Raw genomic sequence first — 15967 nt, 5'->3', positions numbered from 1 at the left:
CTTGGCCCGCGCGAACAAAAGCTTGCGTCCGCCACATCGCCCGCGCGCTTCGTTACGCTTACCCTCTGTCGCCGACGAGACGCGGGCATGGAAGTCAAGTCGCGACACCACCTCCGTTCGGACGAGGTCGACACCATCACGACGGCGCTGTCGGACAACCTCGGTGTCGAACTCGACGCGGACAGCTTCGAAAAGGTCGAGTTCGACGACAGCGACTGGGACGTCGTCCTCGTCGACGGCGACCCACTCGTCCTGTATCTGAACGGCGAACCGTTCCTCACAGTACAAGGTGCCAATCAGCATCCGCCCCAGAAACACATCGTCACCGTCGACGCCGGGGCCGTCTCCTTTGTCTCGGACGGCGCTGACATCATGCGGCCGGGTATCACTGAGGCCGACAATGACGTCAGTGAGGGCGACCTTGTCGTCATCAACGAGGAGTCCCACGGGAAGTTCCTCGCTGTCGGCCGTGCACAGACCGACGGCGACGACATGGTCGGCGACAGCGGGAAAGTCGTCAAATCGCTCCACCACGTCGGCGACGACCTGTTCGAGTTCTCGGTGTAGCGCGATCCACTGGTATCGTACTCCGGTCACACCAGCGGTCGGAGCCCGAATCGGTCGAGGGAACGGTCTATGCTGATTCTAACAACCGCTTCGGCCACGCCAGCGCCCACGGCCACCCCGAGCAGCAGCGGCCAGACGGTGAGATACGACGACAGCGGGTGGAGATGTGTCCCGTACAGCCACTGAGACACTGTGTTGCCAAGCAGCCAGAGCGTCACGAGGACCGGCGTGACAAGCGAAAGGCGGCTACAGAGATACAGCGGGACGGCGGCTACGAGGACCATCCCAACGGCGGCGTAGCCGGCCCCGAACACGAGTTTCGTCGGGTCCTGCGACGAGAAATGGACGCCGTTTGCAAACAGCCACGACAGCACGCCGACGGCATAGAGAACGCCACCGACGGCTGCGACGGTGCGGGGAGTCATCCTAATGGAGGGCGGACGCATCGGTGTCAGTATTCGTTCCGTCATCTGAATAACGTTTTGTGCATCGCAGGCCGTCACCACGCCTGCTCAGGGGGTGCTATGGAGATACGTTCGATGGACGAAAAGTTGAAACGGGTAGCGCACGCCGTGAGTGACATGGGACTGATGAGCAAGATCCTCGGGGAGTCTGGATCCTCTCGGAACACCGAGGATTACGTCGAACTGGACGCGAACGAATTCGAGATGACCGGGACGGAACTCGAGCGCCAGGTCCGGATCGCCCGTATCAGCGACAAACAGGACGTCATCGACATCAAAGACGCCGTCTACGACGGCGACGTGGTCGTCGCGGACATCACGCGCCACTCCACGCAGGACCGCACGATGGAACACATCAGCGACGAACTCAAGCAGGTCGCCAACGAGGTCGGCGGCGACATCGTCCAGAAGGACGATGACCAGCTCATCATCACGCCGGCTGGCGTCGGTATCTCCCGCGAGCGCCTCGGTCGGTAGGGGCTGTTCCTTTCTTTACGGTACCGCTCCGCGTTGTCTTTCCTGTCAGTTCGTCTCAGTCTAACTGCCGGTTTTCGGGGGCTTCAATGCGTTTTTCGGTGTCGCCACGCTAAGGGCGGCAATGACTGAACCGGCGATACGCGCCAGTGGATTACAGAAGCGCTACGGCGACGTCCAGGCGCTCGACGATTTGGACCTGACAGTCGATCAGGGTGAGTTCTTCGGACTCCTTGGCCCGAACGGCGCCGGCAAGACGACGTTCATCAACACGCTGGTCGGCCTCGTCCACAAGGACCGCGGGACTGCCGAGGTCTTCGGCTTCGACGTGGAAGACGACTACCGGGAGGCTCGCGACCGAATCGGCGTCGCGCCACAGGAGTTCAACGTCGACCGTTTCTTCCCCATCATCGAGGTACTCGAACACAAGGCGGGCTACCATGGCATCGGTCGGGCCGAGGCCCGAGAGCGCGCCGAAGACGCCCTGAAGACGGTCGGCATCTGGGACAAGCGCGACACGCGCTTCGACTGGCTCTCCGGCGGGATGAAGCGCCGCTTCGTCCTCGCCCGTGCGCTGGTCTCCGACCCGGACCTGCTCATCCTCGACGAGCCGACGGCCGGGGTCGATGTCCAGCTCCGCCACGACCTCTGGGAGATCATCAATCGGATGAACGACGCCGGCACGACGATTCTGCTGACGACCCACTACATCGAGGAGGCCGAGCGCCTCTGTGACCGGGTCGCGATCATGGACGACGGACAGAAGGTCGAGGTGGCGGCCCCCGACGACCTGATGGCCCGCGGGACGGATACCATCGTCCTCGAACTCGCCGAGATGCCGCGGACGGCCCCGAGACTCGACGTTGAGGGCATTACTGACATCGAACTGACCGATGAGGGGCTGGCCGTCACTGCGATGGGCGGGAGCCAGACCGCGCCGTCGATCATGCGGGAACTCGAAGCACAGGGCCACACCGTCACCTCGCTGGACATCCGCCGCGCGTCGCTCGAAGAGGTGTTCGTCGACATGACCCGCGACGACCGCGAGTACGCGGAGGTGTCCGCATGAACCAGAACGCGACGCAGTTCCTGACGCTGGTCCGTCGGGAAATCCTCCGGTTCGTCCGCCGCCCGTACAACACCTTCCTCCCGCCGATCATCACGAACGCGCTGTATTTCTCCGTGTTCGGCGTGATTCTGGGGAGCCGAATCGGCGAAATTGCGGGCGCGAGTTATCTCCAGTTCGTCCTGCCCGGACTGGTTGTGCTTGGGGCCATCTCGGACAGCTTCGAGAACGCCTCCTTCACTATCTTCCACGGGCGCTGGAACGACTACATTCAGGCTGTCCTCACCTCGCCGATGTCGAACCGAAGCATGGTGGCGGCCTACGTCTCGGCCAGCGCGCTCCGGGGAATCGTCACGTCGCTGCTGATCGTCGGCGTGGGGCTGATATTCACTTCGGTTTCAGTCCCCAACCCCGTGTATCTCGTCTCGTTCCTGCTGGTGATTACCACATTGTTCGGCGGGCTCGGCGTCATCGGCGGCCTTTGGGCGAGCGACTTCGACTACCTCACGGTGATGAACCAGTTCATCCTCCGCCCGCTGGTGTTCTTCGGCGCGGTGTTCTACTCGCTTGAAGACCTCCCTGCGTTCTGGGGGAGCGTCTCGCTGCTCAACCCGATGGTGTACATGGTCAACGGCGTCCGCTACGGGATGATCGGCGTCACCGAAATAAACCCGAACACATCACTGGCCGTCCTGACCGGAACGACCGTGGTCGTGCTGTCAATCGACTACGTGCTGTTCAGACGCGGCTACGGACTTGCTGAATAGCACCCTTCTGACTGTCGAATCTTCCGATCAACGGCTGTATTTTCCCGCGAATATCGTTCCGATAAAACGGGAATGTCGGGCTCGATAACTGACCTGGCCGCGAATGCCGGATTGGGTCCGCTCCGGCGGGCGGACAAACTATGACAGGCTGCCCCGGAGCTGGCTCCGTGGCAACACGAGGGGTGTCTCGTGCCCCGGATACTTGTGCGCGCCTCCGGGCGAGGCGTATGTGAACTTATGCCACAAGCGTATTTAGATGTGACGCCCGTCTGACGCTGAGTGATACTGGCGGTACTCAGTGTCGATATCGGAGAATTTCCGGATGCCTACGCGGGCCGTGCCGAACCGATACGCAGTATCAGCCTGCCGGCACTCGTGGACATTGTGCGCCCGACGACCGCCGTTAGACGTTGTCCGGGGCGTCGGCGTCGTCCTCGACCGAGCGCTTCAGCGAATCGCGTCGCGCCTTCGCGTCGCGGTCGGTTGCTTCTTCCAGGAAATCGTTCTTCACGGCGACGGCGTCCTCGGCCGCATCGACGTTGCCCTCGGCGATGACATCCTCTGCCGGTCGCTCGTCGATGTGGAGCGCGAGCTTGTCCTTCTTGGAGCCATACTCGACGCGGCCCGCGACAACCCGGTCGAACACGGGGTTGTCGGGGTCGTCGACAACCAGTAGGTCGTTGCCCTCGTACTCTTCTGTATCCGTTACCTCGCCGAAGTACTCCTCGACGAACGCTTCCATGTCAGGGACGCGGTCTTCGAGATGCTCGCCCCGTCGCATCTTGTACTCTCGCATGGGCGAGTTTTTGCGAGGGGCTGTCTTACCCTTTGCGTTCACTCCTCGCCACGGGTGATAAGTGACCCCTTGTGACACTCCGGACAGAAGTCCCCGGCGCGCAACGATGTCGATTCTACCTCGGTAGTGAACCCACACTCCGGACAGGCGAACTCGCCTTCCGGAACCGTCACGGCGCTATCGCTGGTCGGCTCGACATCCGAATCGTTGTCCGTTCCGGTGTCGACCGGCATCGTCTCCGGCGACCAGCCGTCCCCGTCGTCTCCCGGCTCATCGGGCCACTCACCGGGCTGGCGGTCGTCGTCGGTCGACTCCGATTCCTCTTCCTCGCCGAGGATGAGGCCGTCGTCCTTCTCCGGATCAGTCTCGTCTTCGGTCACCGGCTCCTCGCCCTCTGCGTCCGGGACGTCGACCGTCGTCGTCGGCTCGTCCAACTCGACGTCGCCGCTCTCTTCTTCCTCCTCGTCGCTGTCGTCGATGATCTCGGCATCGTCGGCCGACGGATCGACCGGCTCGCCGTCGTCCACGACGTCGTCGCCGATCTCGCTGTCTCCCGGTGTTTCGACCGGGTCGTCGACGCTGTCCCAGCTGTCCGAACGCTCTGCACCCTCATCATCGGACTCGACCGTACTGTCAGTCGGTTCGTCTTCCGGCGGTGACTCGGTTTCCGCCGTTTCGGATTCGGACTCGTCTTCGACGAGGTCGCTGGCGATGTCCGACGGCGTCTCGATAGCCGTTACCTCCTTGTTCTCCGAGACAATTCGCGTATTTTCACACCGCTCACAGGTCTCCCGTTCCTGGATGGTGATGACGACTTCGCTACCCTGCTCTTCGCGCTCGCGCTCGACGGTGGTCTCACCGTACTTGTGCCCGAGGACGGAACATTTGAGACCCATTGCCAGAACTTCCCACCGTGGTGTACTTAAACCCTGCCCGTTGGCTCGGCCATTCGTGACAGAACGCTACCTGTTTCACGACCGTGATGTGTTAATTTCAGTTTGGATTGTGAAATTTTATAACTGGTACCGGTGCTACGCTACCCCAATGCAGCGGACGACGACACTCGTGGTGTCGGTCCTCGCCCTCTCGGCGCTTCTCGGCGGGACAGCGGTGGCGACCGAGAACCAGCCACCGCTTGCCGACGCCGGACTGGACCAGTCCGTTCAGCGGGCCACGACGGTTCAGTTGGACGCTAACGGCTCGCGCGACCCCGACGGCTCAATCGAAGATACCGAGTGGTCTATCGAAACGCCGGACGGTACGACACGCACACCCGACTGCCCGACCTGCGTCCAGACGACGTTCTCCCCGGCCGACACCGGCCAGTACAACGTCACGGCCACTGTTACTGATGATGACGGGGCATCGCGTTCGGACACGCTCCACGTCGACGTGGTGGCCGCTGGGGGGCCGTCAGTCTCAGTTTCGGCCCCGCCCGCGGTTCCCGTTGGCCTCCGGCGGAATCTGACTGCCAATGCGACTGCCGGCGATGCCGACCTCCGAACACTCGCGTGGGTCGTCAACGGCACCGCGCAAAACCAGACGCGACTCACCGGCGAGAATGGGACCTCGACTATCACGCATACGTTCAACAACTCCGGTTCTGTGTCTGTCCGTGCGGTCGCCTACGATGCCGCCGGACGGCGTGGCGTCGCCAACCGGACGATTCAGGTCGCCGGCTCGTCCGGCAGTGGTGGCGGTGGCAACAGTTGCTCGGGTGGCAGTGGGAACTACTACGTTGACGGGCAGAACAGGGGCTGTACGAGTGCTGCCATGCGAATCGGAGATACTTTTGTCGATACTGACGGACGGGATGGCCTGCATGTGTACATTGACAATGAGCTCACTAAGATAGCAGACGAAAATGAACTGGATTCGCTCTCTGAAGACGGTTATGGCGGAGTATTCAGCAAGGAGACTGTTAATGAGATATCAGATGAAGCGGAAGAGAGGAAACGCTCAGCTTCTGATGGTGACGATGATGGCGGTGGTAACGATAGTAATAATGATGAATGCAGTTACTGCAGCACCGATAGCACTGCTAGCAATTCTAATTCTGACGGTAGTACTCGCCCAGGCTCTAGCGTGCCAAACGATCTAGATGGAGATTCCAGTAACGATGACGATGATGACGGGGGCTATGACTGGAGCTACGATGATGACGATAGCGGCAGTAGCGACGATGATGATAACGACGGTGGTCAGTTCAGTGGTGAGGGCGGCGACGATGATGATGATGACAGCGGCGGTTGGTTCGGCGGAGGGAGTGACGATGACAGTAGTGACGATGGTAGCGATGACGATGACGGCTGGAGTCTCTGGTAGGTATTTTCAGTATTATTTTCAGCGTAGGTTTTATAAGAAATAGAAATTGATTTTGAGATAGAATGAATCGAAATCACAGTATTGCAGAGGTTGTTGTTTACATACTAACGACAGTTGCAGGCACTCTGCTACTCCCAATCGCTGTTCCGGCTTTCATGTGGTGGAACGGGCATGGCTATGCAGATGAATACCTATGGCTGTCTGATATCCAGTCAGGTAATGGACTTGCCAGCGGCTTGACTCCATTTGTTTTCGTAGTTGTCTTCGCTGCTCCTATTCACGATATTCCGATTTTCGCCTCTGGCGGTGGGACCGTGCGTGCCTCATCAGTGAGACTGGACGATAGCGGGCCGGCAGCTAGTTCGACGTCAAAACTAATGCCGACCTCAACTGAGGTCCCGATCCCTCTGCTCTTTGAAGAGGATAGCAGGGATACAGACCTCAACAACGAGACTCAAGAACTATGTTAGATACTAACACATCATATAGTGCTGTCGCTATCGCTCTCCTGATTATGTCTGCCGGATGTTCCGGCTTCGTGGGGGGGAGTGGGCCAACCGAACAGACAGCTGCGCCAACGCAGACGCCAGCAGCCACACCTGAGCCTACACCCAAGGCTACTGAAACGCTAACGTCCGAGCCAACGGCCGAAGCTACTGAAAGCTCAAACGCTGAGCCAATAGAAACCGAATCCGATAGGGAAGAGCTAACGAAGACTGAGAAGTTTGCAGAGTTCGATGAGGATATGCACCGAATGTATCGTATAACTAATAGAAGTGGCGTGCTTGAAGAAACCGAAACCTTCCCTGAGAACGACACTTATCATGTGACTGTTAATATGCGGGATACCACAAACCGGACTAAAACCGTAACCGATCGGCGTGACCCCCTTTTGAATTATTATGCCCTTGTGGCTAATTATAATGAAAACACAAGGGGATTTGACGAAGAGGACCACACGTATATTCCTGACACAGTCAACGTAACGTTTGTTACGGAAGACGGTGAGATGTTCGAGACGCGGTACATCAAGTACGTCTGGGCGTGGAAGTATTCTACCGGTGATTGGTCAATGACGGTGTATGCCGGAAAATATGCCGGGACCGTGAAGAAGGGACCAGGATATCATGAAAAGTGGAAGTAGAGGGCCAGTCATCTCAATATTATGAGTTACAGAGCGGTTGTCGGTGACGACCGCACTGCCTATGAGTAAGCCAAGTATATTTTCCACTTGTAACGGTCCGAAAGGACCGGTTGCAGAATCTAAGTGACTGGACGAGCGAGACGGCAAGCCCCATCTTCGACACCGGTGTTGTACGGTTTACTTCACAGAGCAGTATATCAAAATTCCGAGGGACAAAGATTAGACCCAGCCGGTTTTAGAGGGACATATGAGAGCGAAGCCGGAGTATCGCGACCGGGACGACACAGAGGTTGCGGTGCTCGATGCGCTCGCTGACCGCCGCGACGAGGGGATGACTGTCTTCGAGCTTCGGTCGCGGACGGAAGAGAACATTGATCGCATCGAAGACGCGCTCGCGTCTCTCAAGGCGGACGGCCTCATCGAGGTTGAGGACAACGGAGAGCGGACCGTCATTCTCCCGGGAGAGGGCGTGGTGGGTGAGTCGGTGCCGGACGAAGACGAATCGATTCTCGACCAGATTCGCAAGCGGCTCCCGTTGTAGCCACAGCCGAGTATCACACCACGTCCGACGGCGCGGCTGCGCAGTTGTTCGGACCGAGTTCGAGATCGAACGCGGTGTCGTCGTCGGCCGTCTCCGTTCCGAGGTTGATGGCGATAACCCGCTCGAAGTTGGCGGGGCGCGGCGGAATGTCGTCACAGACGTACTCGACGAACGCCTCTCGGTCCATCGCGAATCCCGGGAGCCGGTCGCGGAGCGTGCCGAGGGTGGCCGTGAACGTGCCGTCGTCAGCCGGCACCGTCGACTCGCTGTAGTGGCCCGGGGCGACGCGTGTCTTGTCTGGTAGTTCCCCCAGTCTGTCGGTCAGCGTGCGATGGAGGTCACGGGCGAGGTCACGAGCGCTGTCGGCTCCGGCTTCGAGGTCCGGGCGGGCGACGCTGTCGAGGAAGACGCTGTCGCCGGCCAGAAGCACGTCGCCGATAGTAAAGCCAGTCATGCCGGTCGTGTGGCCAGGCAGAGGGTGCGGCTCCAGTGTGGCTGACCCGACCTGAAGCGATTCGTCGTCGGCCAGTGCAGTCACATCGTCGACACCGCGGGCGACTGCCCGCTCGGAAAGGATCGGTTCGGCATCGATTTCTTCGGCGAGGCGGCGGACGCCGCTGATGTGGTCGGCGTGGACGTGCGTGTCGATAGCGTGGGTGACCGAGGCGTCGCGGTCGGCAGCGTCGGCGACGTACCGGTCCGTAAAGGCCCGGAGCGGGTCGATGACGGCAGCCGAGCCGTCGCTGACGATCATGTAACCGAGACAGCCCGACGACGGACGACGGTACTGGAGGACAGTTGCGGTGTCACACGGAATCTCGCGAGCTTCGTAGAGCCGCGCCCACCCCTCCATGCCGTCGCTGAGGTTCTGCGCCTCAACGCCGTGTTCAGTCAGCAGTCCGGCGACGAAGGCACTGGCCTCGCCGCGGCCACAGACGACCGTTATCGGTCCGGTGCCGGCCACCTTGGCGACAACGTCGTCCACCTCGCCGGTCACCTTCGCCTGGAGGAACTTCGTAAAGGGGAGCTGTGTTGCCGTCACGGCCTCGCCGCGAATCCGCCACTGCTCGTACTCGTCGCGGTCACGGACGTCGAGTAACCGGACCGATTCGCCGGTGTCGAGTTTCGCCTGCAAGGCTGCTGCGGATAGTGACGGCGGCTCCGTCGGCGGGTCAGGGTAGTCTTCGGCCATACCGACTGTAGCGCTCCCCGGTGGATAAATCGGGCGGGGATTTCAAGCCCCTGCCGCGCCCAGCGGACGTATGGACGCCGGAGCCACTATCGATGCTGTGCGTGACCAGACTGAGACGGAACGGGACAGGCTGGGATCGGACAAAGTGCTTATTGCAGCGACAGATGCGACACTGGAGACAGATGGGGTGCTCACGGCAGCGGCGACCCGCGAGGCAGGGCTTGCAGATGCCCTCGGCCAGTGGGCCGCCGAGACAGACAGCGACGTGGCGACGCAGTTCGAGGCAGCCGCAGAGGCCGCGACAGAGCGAGCGGACCGCATCGGTGGGGACGCCGGTGACAGCGACGGGTTCATTGACCACCTCGAAACCGTCAGTGGGACTGCACGGCGTGTCGGGGCGGGTCTCGTCGCCGCGCCGCTGGTTGCCGACCGGTTCTACCTGCAGGTAGTGAGCTTCTTCATCAACGAGGCGGACGAGCAGCGAGCCGATACGTTCCGCGAGATTCGAGAGGAGGCGTCGGCACTCGACAACGGGAAGACCGCCCTCGAACATCTCTCGGAATCCGACCGCGAGGCGGCAGCGGCGGCCGCGACGGACGCTATCGGAGCCGCGTACGATGATTACGCAGAAACGCTGGAGGCGATGGGACTGGACCCGAAGCCGATCTGCTAATCCAGCCGGTACGTCGCAACACGGTTGGCGGCATAGAGGAACCCGGCGACAGCGCCAGCGACTGCGATCCCGCTGCTCGCCACCAGACCTCCGCCGAGGAGCCAGATTTTGTCGAACGGGAGCGCGAACAGGTCACGGACAGCGAGCAGGTACGTCAGGCTCCCCGGTGCGACGGCCACGCCGAGGATGAGGAAGTACAGCCCGAACGCCCAGCCGCTCGGAACCACCACTTCGCGGCCCTGCACCGATGACGACTCGAATTTCGGGAACACGACGCCGGCTCCGACGGCGATGGCCGGCGCGGCGAGGGTCGCGACGAGTGTGATTGTGAGTCCGGCAGCGAGCGTGACCGGCGGCGTGCCAGCCGCGACGCCGAGGCCAGCGACCAGTAGCGTCGTCACCACGACACCGGGCAGTGCGCCCGCGAGGACGAGCCCGGTGACGAACGCCCGTCCGGAGACGTTGGCGGTTAGCGTCAGCGGTAGCACTCCTTCCTCGCCGCCGAGCGGATTGAGCGAAAACGCGGCCCCGAAGGCCGCTGAACTGGCGAGGCCGGCACTGAGCGGGAGCGTCGGCGGGACCACTCGATCCAGAATGACGATCTGGAGATGATACACCAGGAAGAAAAACGGCATGATCGCGAACTGGACGGTGACGGGGGCTCGCTTGGCTCGGAGCCACGACTTCTGTGCGACCACGCGGGTCGCTGTTGGAACCCGTCCACTCAGCAGACGGTCCGAGAGCGTTCGTTCATCAGCGTCGAACTCGTGATCGGGCTGGACCGGATCGACATACCAGACCCGGCCGACTAGCCACAGACACGCGACTGCGCCGACCGGGAGCGCGCCGAGAATCCCCGCTGTGGCGACGGTGGCAGCGACCGGATCGCCGCCAGTCCCCAGCACGAGCAGGACCACGTCGGCGGGCCACGAGAGCGGGGACTGGGTCGCCAGTTGGAGCACGCGAAGCTGTACTGTCGGGACGGTCGTCATCGCGACCCAGCCAAGCGGCAGGATGAGCGAGACGGCGGCTCCGACGCTCGCTCGATGCCGCGCGATGAAGGCCGAGCGGTTCGCGACCAGTTTTATGACCAGCCCCAGACCGAAGCCGAGGACCGTTCCCAGCAGGGCAACCGTGACCGACCCGATGAGGGCCACGACAGCGATGAGTATCCCGGCATCACCGACTGCAAGTCCGCCCACCAGCGCCAGAATCGGAACGGCGAGCGCAACCAACACTCGACCGACCTCGGCGGCGAGCAACCCGGCCGCCGCGTCCTCGTAAGGGACTGTCGTCAGCAGGCCGTCGGCGGCGTCCGGTTCGCCAGCCGACTTCACCGTGTGCTGAAGCGTGAAGAAGCCGACGAGTCCGAGCAGCCCGACGATGCCCGCCGTCGTCGCGAGTCTGACCGTGTGGGTGTCGCTGCCAGCGAGCGCACCGCCGAGAAAGAATGCTCCAGCACCGATAGCGAGACTGTATGTGGTGATGCCCAGGCCGCCGCCAAACAACATGAGCGTCCCGCGCGTCGTGCCCATGAGCTTGCGCCAGGTGCGCCGAAGCTCTGTCCGCACGATCAGTCGCATCCGCCGTCCGTTCGGCCGCTTCATCGCTCTCCCGGGTGCTCGCTTGTCACGTCGAGGAACACGTCTTCGAGCGTGCTCCCGGATTCGACGCTGTTGGTCAGTTCCTCGGGAGACCCCTCCGCCACGAGGTCGCCGTCGTACAGGACACCAACGGTGTCGGCCAACTCCTCGACGACGGGCAGGATGTGCGTCGAGAGAAAGACCGTCGTGTCAGCGGCCGCGACCTCGCTGATGGTATCGCGCACTGTCCGAGCCGCCCGTGGGTCCAGCCCTGAGGTCGGTTCGTCCAGAAACAGCACGTTGGGGTCGTGCAACAGCGCCTGAACGAGACCGAGCTTCTGTTTCATCCCCTTCGAGTACGTCTCGACGCGCCGGTCGGCGTCCGTATCGAGGTCGAATCGGTCGAGGAGCGACTCCACGCGGTCCCAGTCCTCGTGCCCGCGCAGGCCGGCGACGTATTCCAGTTGCTCGCGGCCGGTGAGTTCATCGTACAGCGGCGGTTCTTCGGGCAGGAAGCCGATGTGTTCGACCACCGCGGCGCGGTCGGCGACCGACTCGCCCGCCACCCGTGCGGTGCCGCTCGTCGGGTTCGTCAACGTCGTCAGGATGCGAATCGTCGAGGTTTTGCCCGCACCGTTGGGGCCGAGAAAACCGAAAACACTCCCGCGAGGAACCGTCAGGTCGAGGGATTCTATTGCCGAGACGCCGCTGTAGCGCTTCGTCAATCCCTCGGTGACGATTGCGGGTGCTGGAGGGCACATACGGGCAGTGCCGCACCGACTGTGAAAAGGTCTTGCTGTTGGCGAGTCCGCTCCCCGAGCCTGCCAGCGTTACTCCTCGACTGCTGCGTCGGCGGCATCGGCTTCAGCGTCTTCATCCTCATCATCGTCATCAGGATTTTCGACGACCTCGATGCCGCGGTTGTTGACTGCTGACGGATCGAGCCCGACCTCCTGTAGGAAGTTCTTGTACTCGCGCTCGCACTGCTCGGCGTCCTTCTGGCGGTCGCTGGCGCGGTCACACAACGCGATCAGGTCTTCGGGCACGTCGTTGGTGTAGACGATCCAGTGGTTGATGAGGTCCGAGAGGCGGCGAATCGGCGAGGTGAAGTGGCCGTAGATCTCGAAGTTCAGGGCGTGGTGGCCGCCGAAGGGGTCGTTCATGTACTTCGCGCGGGGCATCACCTTCATTACGGCCCACTGGATCTTGTCGAGCTGGCGACCGGGTGCCTGTTCGAGCGTGGCGTTGACGGCCTTCCGCGGGTCGTCCCAGGCGTCGCCGGGGATGGAGACCCCGTCGAGTTCCTGAATCTCGACCAGCGCTTCGTCCCACTCGTCGGGACTTGGCTGTGGGTGGACGCGGTACATCGCCTCGACCCCGCGGTCCCACATGAGTTCGTGCGTGACGGCTTTGTTCGCCTTCAGCATACACTCCTCGATGATTGTGTGGGCGCGGTCCCGGGCGGGGTTGAGGACGAGCGAGCCCTCCTCCTTGCGCTGTTCGTGCATCGCGTCAGCCAGTTCCCAGACGCGCTCGGTCTTCTCCGCGAGGTCGACGCTCTGGTCTTCCAGCACGTCCTCCGCGGTCTCCGGCTCGTCCAGCAGGCGCTCGGCCTCGGTGTAGGTCAGTCGGGCGTCCGAGCGGATGACGGACTTGTAGATGTTGATATCCTCGTAGCCGAGATTCTCCTTGTCGAGGTGCATCTCGACGGTGTGGGCCAGGCGGTCCTCGTTGGGGACCAGCGAACACACCGTCTCGGCGAGGACGGGTGGTAGCATATGGACGGTGTAGGCCGGGAGATAAACGGTGTTCCCCCGCTCGACGGCCTGCTCCCACATCTTCGTGTCGGGGTTGACGTAGTGGGTCACGTCGGCAATGTGGACCCAGAGGACGATCTCGTCCTCGCGCTCCTCGATGGAGATGGCGTCGTCGAAGTCCTGGGCGTCGATAGGGTCAGTTGTCCAGGTTGTCATCTCCCGGAGGTCCCGTCGCTCGTCAACCTCGTCTTCAATCTCTGCCTGAACGCCCTTCGTGCGCTCCTTGGCCTCTTCCAGTACCTCCGGTGGGAACTCGTCGGGGATGCCGAACTTCTCGAACAGTTCCTCGCGCTTGTTCTCCAGATGGCGTGCCATTTCCGGGTCGATCTCGACGGGGCCTTGCCCCTCGGCGGTCCCGGCAGCCGCCTGCGCGTCCTCGGTAGTCATGTCACCCGGTACGAACAGGGCGTAGTTAGGGCTGTCGGGGTGGGACTGGGCCGTGACTTCCGTGTCTCATTCCCTGTGCGCGTCGCCCTCGGAGAGTTCCCGGAACCGTTTCAGGAACGTCTCCTGATCGGCCTCGCCGGCTCCGGCGGCATCGAGCGTCGTTTCGAGGCCGTCCCGTGGCTGCTGGCACAGGTCGGCAAAACAGGCTTTACAGAGGTGTTCGAACGTCTTGTTCCGGCGGTCCCACCGATCGCCGTGTTTGTCGTACTCGCGAGCCTCGGACCGCGAGACGGACTCTCCACACGCGATACAGGTGACCGATTCCGCCCGGGAACTCCGGGACCCGAACATACGAACCAGTTGCGACTGACAGCGCTTAGAGTTTTCCGCACGGGCAACAGTTCCCCGTTCCGGGCCACACGTTTATTCACCCGCCGCCATTACACAAGGTATCGGCTATTCGGAGCCAGGGACACTGAATGAAGCCACCAGAGACACTCGCTCACTCGACGTTGGACACGCTACCCATCAATATCGCTGTCCTCGACGACGAGGGGACGATCCTGTTCACCAACCGCGCCTGGCGGGAGTTCGCGGGCGACGAGGACGGGGAGATGGAGGGGACGAACTACTTCGCGACGACTGATGTCGATGCAGACGAGTACGCCGGGCAGGCGCTCGGCGGCATCGAGTCGGTCATCGACGGTGAGCAAGAGCTGTTCACGATGGAGTACCCGTGTCACTCTCCGGAGGAAAAGCAGTGGTTTCTGATGCGGGTCGCACCGCTGCCCGACGACGAGGCCGGGAGTGCGGTCGTCGCACACATCGACATCACCCAGCGGAAGCTCGCCGAACTGGCGGCCGAGCGGCGGAGCGAGGAGCTCAAAGCCGAACGCCAGAACCTCAAACAGCTGGTCAACCGGGTCGACGGGCTATTGAAGGCGGTGATGGGCGACGTACTGACCGTCGACTCGCGCGAGGCCATCCAGCAGACCGTCTGTGACCGGCTGGCCGAAGTCGACTCCTACCAGTTCGCCTGGGTGTCCGAACTCGATCTGCGCGACGAGACGCTGTCGTCGACAGCGCTCTCCGCGGACTACCCGACGACGCTATCCATCCCGCTGGACGCTGACGATCCGGTTGCGGAGGCGGCCCGAACCGAGGAGATGCAGGTCGTGACCGGCGATATCGACGAGCAACACAGCCGACTCGCTGACTCCGATGTCGCGTCGGTCGCGGCAGTCCCGCTCGTCTCCGGCGAGTCGCTGTACGGCGTGCTCACCGTCTACGCCGACAGCGACGACGTGTTCGACCCCCGCGAACAGGCCGTGCTGGGGACCATCGGCCGGGCGACCGCGGCGGCTATCGACGCCCGCGAGACCAGCCGGCTGCTGACCGCCGACAACGTCACCGAACTCGAACTGCAGGTCACTGACTCAGGGGTTTTCTACATCGACGTAGCGAGCGAACTCGGCTGCTCGATGGAGTACGGCGGGAGCGTCCCCGATGGTGAGGAAACGGTGATGTTCTTCCTCGTCGAGACGGACGACCCCTCGGCAGTCTGTGCCGTCGCCGCCGACCACCCGCAGGTGTCTGGCGTCTCACACGTCTCGACGGCGGACTCGTCGGCGCTGTTCGAGTTTACCGTCTCGGACCCACCGATCGTCTCGGTCGTCGCCGACCGCGGAGCCCAGACGGGCGACATTCTGGTCGAACCGGGGAAGGCGACAGTCACCGTCACGCTCCCGGCGTCGATGGAGACCCGAAGCGTGGTCGAGCAGGTCCGCAACCAGTATCCGGAGACAGAACTGCTCTCCGTACGGGAACGGGACGAACCGCCAGCCTCCCGGCAGGCGTTTGTCGCAAACGTCGAGGAGCGGTTGACCAACCGCCAGCTAACGGCGCTCCGGAAAGGGTTTCTCGGCGGCTTCTTCGACTGGCCACGCGACGTGTCCGGCGAGCAACTGGCCGAGTCGATGGACATCTGCCCGTCGACGTTCCACCAGCACCTCCGTGCCGGTGAACGAAAGCTACTGGAAGAAGTGTTTGAAAACTGGTAACCCGTGCCTCTGAACTCCTCTCCTGACGGCGGATTCCTTGCGCGATCCCCGAAGCAGTTTGGTAGTCCGCTTATCCCGATAACAACCGTATATACATGTAGTGATATCGAA

18 protein-coding genes are annotated in these 15967 nt (G+C 62.2%); 10 read left to right on the top strand and 8 right to left on the bottom strand.

Annotation, left to right across the window (positions count from 1 at the left end; translation table 11 throughout):
* Nucleotides 1–87 precede the first annotated feature (87 nt).
* A complete protein-coding gene (locus tag ACYJ11_RS03770) occupies nt 88–567 on the top strand; it encodes an RNA-binding protein (protein ID WP_461646776.1) in 480 nt (159 codons plus the stop codon).
* Nucleotides 568–593: 26 nt separating this feature from the next.
* Here ACYJ11_RS03770 and ACYJ11_RS03765 read toward each other — a convergent pair whose 3' ends face one another.
* Nucleotides 594–992: a hypothetical protein gene (locus ACYJ11_RS03765; RefSeq protein WP_461646775.1), complete on the bottom strand. Its 399-nt coding sequence runs from the start codon at nt 990–992 to the stop codon at nt 594–596.
* Nucleotides 993–1148: 156 nt separating this feature from the next.
* On the opposite strand from ACYJ11_RS03765, the gene ACYJ11_RS03760 reads away from it, so the two are divergent.
* From ACYJ11_RS03760 to ACYJ11_RS03750, 3 genes are all read left to right on the top strand, one after another.
* A complete protein-coding gene (locus ACYJ11_RS03760) occupies nt 1149–1508 on the top strand; it encodes a cell division protein SepF (protein WP_004514932.1) in 360 nt (119 codons plus the stop codon).
* A gap of 121 nt (nt 1509–1629) precedes the next feature.
* On the top strand, nt 1630–2574 hold the full coding sequence (locus ACYJ11_RS03755) for an ABC transporter ATP-binding protein (protein WP_461646774.1): 945 nt from the start codon (nt 1630–1632) through the stop codon (nt 2572–2574).
* On the top strand, nt 2571–3338 hold the full coding sequence (locus ACYJ11_RS03750; protein ID WP_461646773.1) for an ABC transporter permease: 768 nt from the start codon (nt 2571–2573) through the stop codon (nt 3336–3338). The genes ACYJ11_RS03755 and ACYJ11_RS03750 overlap by 4 nt, the downstream gene beginning before the upstream one ends.
* Before the next feature lie 403 nt (nt 3339–3741).
* Here the strand turns inward: ACYJ11_RS03750 and ACYJ11_RS03745 are convergent, their stop codons facing one another.
* Both ACYJ11_RS03745 and ACYJ11_RS03740 read right to left on the bottom strand, forming a co-directional pair.
* Nucleotides 3742–4134 (bottom strand): DUF5611 family protein, encoded by a 393-nt coding sequence (locus ACYJ11_RS03745; RefSeq protein WP_170097036.1) that lies wholly within the window; start codon nt 4132–4134, stop codon nt 3742–3744.
* Between the two features lie 38 nt (nt 4135–4172).
* Nucleotides 4173–5030 (bottom strand): DUF7093 family protein, encoded by an 858-nt coding sequence (locus ACYJ11_RS03740; protein WP_461646772.1) that lies wholly within the window; start codon nt 5028–5030, stop codon nt 4173–4175.
* A 148-nt stretch (nt 5031–5178) separates the two neighbouring features.
* Here ACYJ11_RS03740 and ACYJ11_RS03735 point away from each other — a divergent pair, with 148 nt between their 5' ends.
* The 4 genes from ACYJ11_RS03735 (at nt 5179) to ACYJ11_RS03720 (ending at nt 8144) form a co-directional block, all read left to right on the top strand.
* Nucleotides 5179–6459, top strand: coding sequence for a PKD domain-containing protein (locus ACYJ11_RS03735; RefSeq protein ID WP_461646771.1), 1281 nt, complete (start codon nt 5179–5181; stop codon nt 6457–6459).
* Between the two features lie 62 nt (nt 6460–6521).
* On the top strand, nt 6522–6929 hold the full coding sequence (locus tag ACYJ11_RS03730) for a hypothetical protein (protein WP_461646770.1): 408 nt from the start codon (nt 6522–6524) through the stop codon (nt 6927–6929).
* A complete protein-coding gene (locus ACYJ11_RS03725; protein ID WP_461646769.1) occupies nt 6923–7603 on the top strand; it encodes a hypothetical protein in 681 nt (226 codons plus the stop codon). Before ACYJ11_RS03730 ends, ACYJ11_RS03725 begins: the two co-directional genes overlap by 7 nt.
* A gap of 247 nt (nt 7604–7850) precedes the next feature.
* Nucleotides 7851–8144, top strand: coding sequence for a DUF6432 family protein (locus ACYJ11_RS03720; protein WP_188974869.1), 294 nt, complete (start codon nt 7851–7853; stop codon nt 8142–8144).
* Nucleotides 8145–8157: 13 nt separating this feature from the next.
* On the opposite strand, the gene ACYJ11_RS03715 is transcribed toward ACYJ11_RS03720, so the two are convergent.
* Nucleotides 8158–9336 (bottom strand): MBL fold metallo-hydrolase, encoded by a 1179-nt coding sequence (locus tag ACYJ11_RS03715; RefSeq protein WP_461646768.1) that lies wholly within the window; start codon nt 9334–9336, stop codon nt 8158–8160.
* 70 nt (nt 9337–9406) lie between these two features.
* On the opposite strand from ACYJ11_RS03715, the gene ACYJ11_RS03710 reads away from it, so the two are divergent.
* Complete coding sequence (locus tag ACYJ11_RS03710) at nt 9407–10009, top strand: transcription antitermination protein (protein WP_461646767.1); 603 nt, start codon at nt 9407–9409, stop codon at nt 10007–10009.
* Here ACYJ11_RS03710 and ACYJ11_RS03705 read toward each other — a convergent pair.
* The 4 genes from ACYJ11_RS03705 to ACYJ11_RS03690 form a co-directional block, all read right to left on the bottom strand.
* Nucleotides 10006–11592: a hypothetical protein gene (locus ACYJ11_RS03705; protein ID WP_461646766.1), complete on the bottom strand. Its 1587-nt coding sequence runs from the start codon at nt 11590–11592 to the stop codon at nt 10006–10008. The genes ACYJ11_RS03710 and ACYJ11_RS03705 overlap by 4 nt on opposite strands.
* A 20-nt stretch (nt 11593–11612) precedes the next feature.
* Nucleotides 11613–12353 carry an ABC transporter ATP-binding protein gene (locus tag ACYJ11_RS03700; protein ID WP_461646765.1) on the bottom strand — a complete coding sequence of 247 codons (741 nt, stop codon included), beginning with the start codon at nt 12351–12353 and terminating at the stop codon, nt 11613–11615.
* A 69-nt stretch (nt 12354–12422) separates the two neighbouring features.
* A complete protein-coding gene (locus ACYJ11_RS03695) occupies nt 12423–13796 on the bottom strand; it encodes an RNB domain-containing ribonuclease (protein WP_461646764.1) in 1374 nt (457 codons plus the stop codon).
* A 66-nt stretch (nt 13797–13862) separates the two neighbouring features.
* Nucleotides 13863–14147, bottom strand: a complete 285-nt coding sequence (locus tag ACYJ11_RS03690) for a DUF7562 family protein (protein ID WP_188974859.1) — start codon at nt 14145–14147, stop codon at nt 13863–13865.
* A 128-nt stretch (nt 14148–14275) separates the two neighbouring features.
* Between ACYJ11_RS03690 and ACYJ11_RS03685 the strand changes: the two genes are divergently transcribed.
* Nucleotides 14276–15856 (top strand): bacterio-opsin activator domain-containing protein, encoded by a 1581-nt coding sequence (locus ACYJ11_RS03685; RefSeq protein WP_461646763.1) that lies wholly within the window; start codon nt 14276–14278, stop codon nt 15854–15856.
* The last annotated feature ends 111 nt before the right edge of the window (nt 15857–15967 follow it).

Source organism: Haloarcula sp. H-GB5, assembly GCF_054850705.1.
The sequence above is the reverse complement of the archived record's forward strand: the minus strand, read 5'-3'. Positions and strand labels throughout refer to the sequence as shown.

Bases quoted from the DNA above. Each gene is read 5' to 3' on its own strand.
- ACYJ11_RS03740 (WP_461646772.1), bottom strand. From the start codon at position 5,030: ATGGGTCTCAAATGTTCCGTCCTCGGGCACAAGTACGGTGAGACCACC.
- ACYJ11_RS03760 (WP_004514932.1), top strand. From the start codon at position 1,149: ATGGGACTGATGAGCAAGATCCTCGGGGAGTCTGGATCCTCTCGGAAC.
- ACYJ11_RS03745 (WP_170097036.1), bottom strand. From the start codon at position 4,134: ATGCGAGAGTACAAGATGCGACGGGGCGAGCATCTCGAAGACCGCGTC.
- ACYJ11_RS03770 (WP_461646776.1), top strand. From the start codon at position 88: ATGGAAGTCAAGTCGCGACACCACCTCCGTTCGGACGAGGTCGACACC.
- ACYJ11_RS03700 (WP_461646765.1), bottom strand. From the start codon at position 12,353: ATGTGCCCTCCAGCACCCGCAATCGTCACCGAGGGATTGACGAAGCGC.
- ACYJ11_RS03730 (WP_461646770.1), top strand. From the start codon at position 6,522: ATGAATCGAAATCACAGTATTGCAGAGGTTGTTGTTTACATACTAACG.
- ACYJ11_RS03695 (WP_461646764.1), bottom strand. From the start codon at position 13,796: ATGACTACCGAGGACGCGCAGGCGGCTGCCGGGACCGCCGAGGGGCAA.
- ACYJ11_RS03725 (WP_461646769.1), top strand. From the start codon at position 6,923: ATGTTAGATACTAACACATCATATAGTGCTGTCGCTATCGCTCTCCTG.
- ACYJ11_RS03690 (WP_188974859.1), bottom strand. From the start codon at position 14,147: ATGTTCGGGTCCCGGAGTTCCCGGGCGGAATCGGTCACCTGTATCGCG.
- ACYJ11_RS03685 (WP_461646763.1), top strand. From the start codon at position 14,276: ATGAAGCCACCAGAGACACTCGCTCACTCGACGTTGGACACGCTACCC.
- ACYJ11_RS03720 (WP_188974869.1), top strand. From the start codon at position 7,851: ATGAGAGCGAAGCCGGAGTATCGCGACCGGGACGACACAGAGGTTGCG.
- ACYJ11_RS03735 (WP_461646771.1), top strand. From the start codon at position 5,179: ATGCAGCGGACGACGACACTCGTGGTGTCGGTCCTCGCCCTCTCGGCG.
- ACYJ11_RS03755 (WP_461646774.1), top strand. From the start codon at position 1,630: ATGACTGAACCGGCGATACGCGCCAGTGGATTACAGAAGCGCTACGGC.
- ACYJ11_RS03765 (WP_461646775.1), bottom strand. From the start codon at position 992: ATGACTCCCCGCACCGTCGCAGCCGTCGGTGGCGTTCTCTATGCCGTC.
- ACYJ11_RS03750 (WP_461646773.1), top strand. From the start codon at position 2,571: ATGAACCAGAACGCGACGCAGTTCCTGACGCTGGTCCGTCGGGAAATC.
- ACYJ11_RS03710 (WP_461646767.1), top strand. From the start codon at position 9,407: ATGGACGCCGGAGCCACTATCGATGCTGTGCGTGACCAGACTGAGACG.
- ACYJ11_RS03705 (WP_461646766.1), bottom strand. From the start codon at position 11,592: ATGCGACTGATCGTGCGGACAGAGCTTCGGCGCACCTGGCGCAAGCTC.
- ACYJ11_RS03715 (WP_461646768.1), bottom strand. From the start codon at position 9,336: ATGGCCGAAGACTACCCTGACCCGCCGACGGAGCCGCCGTCACTATCC.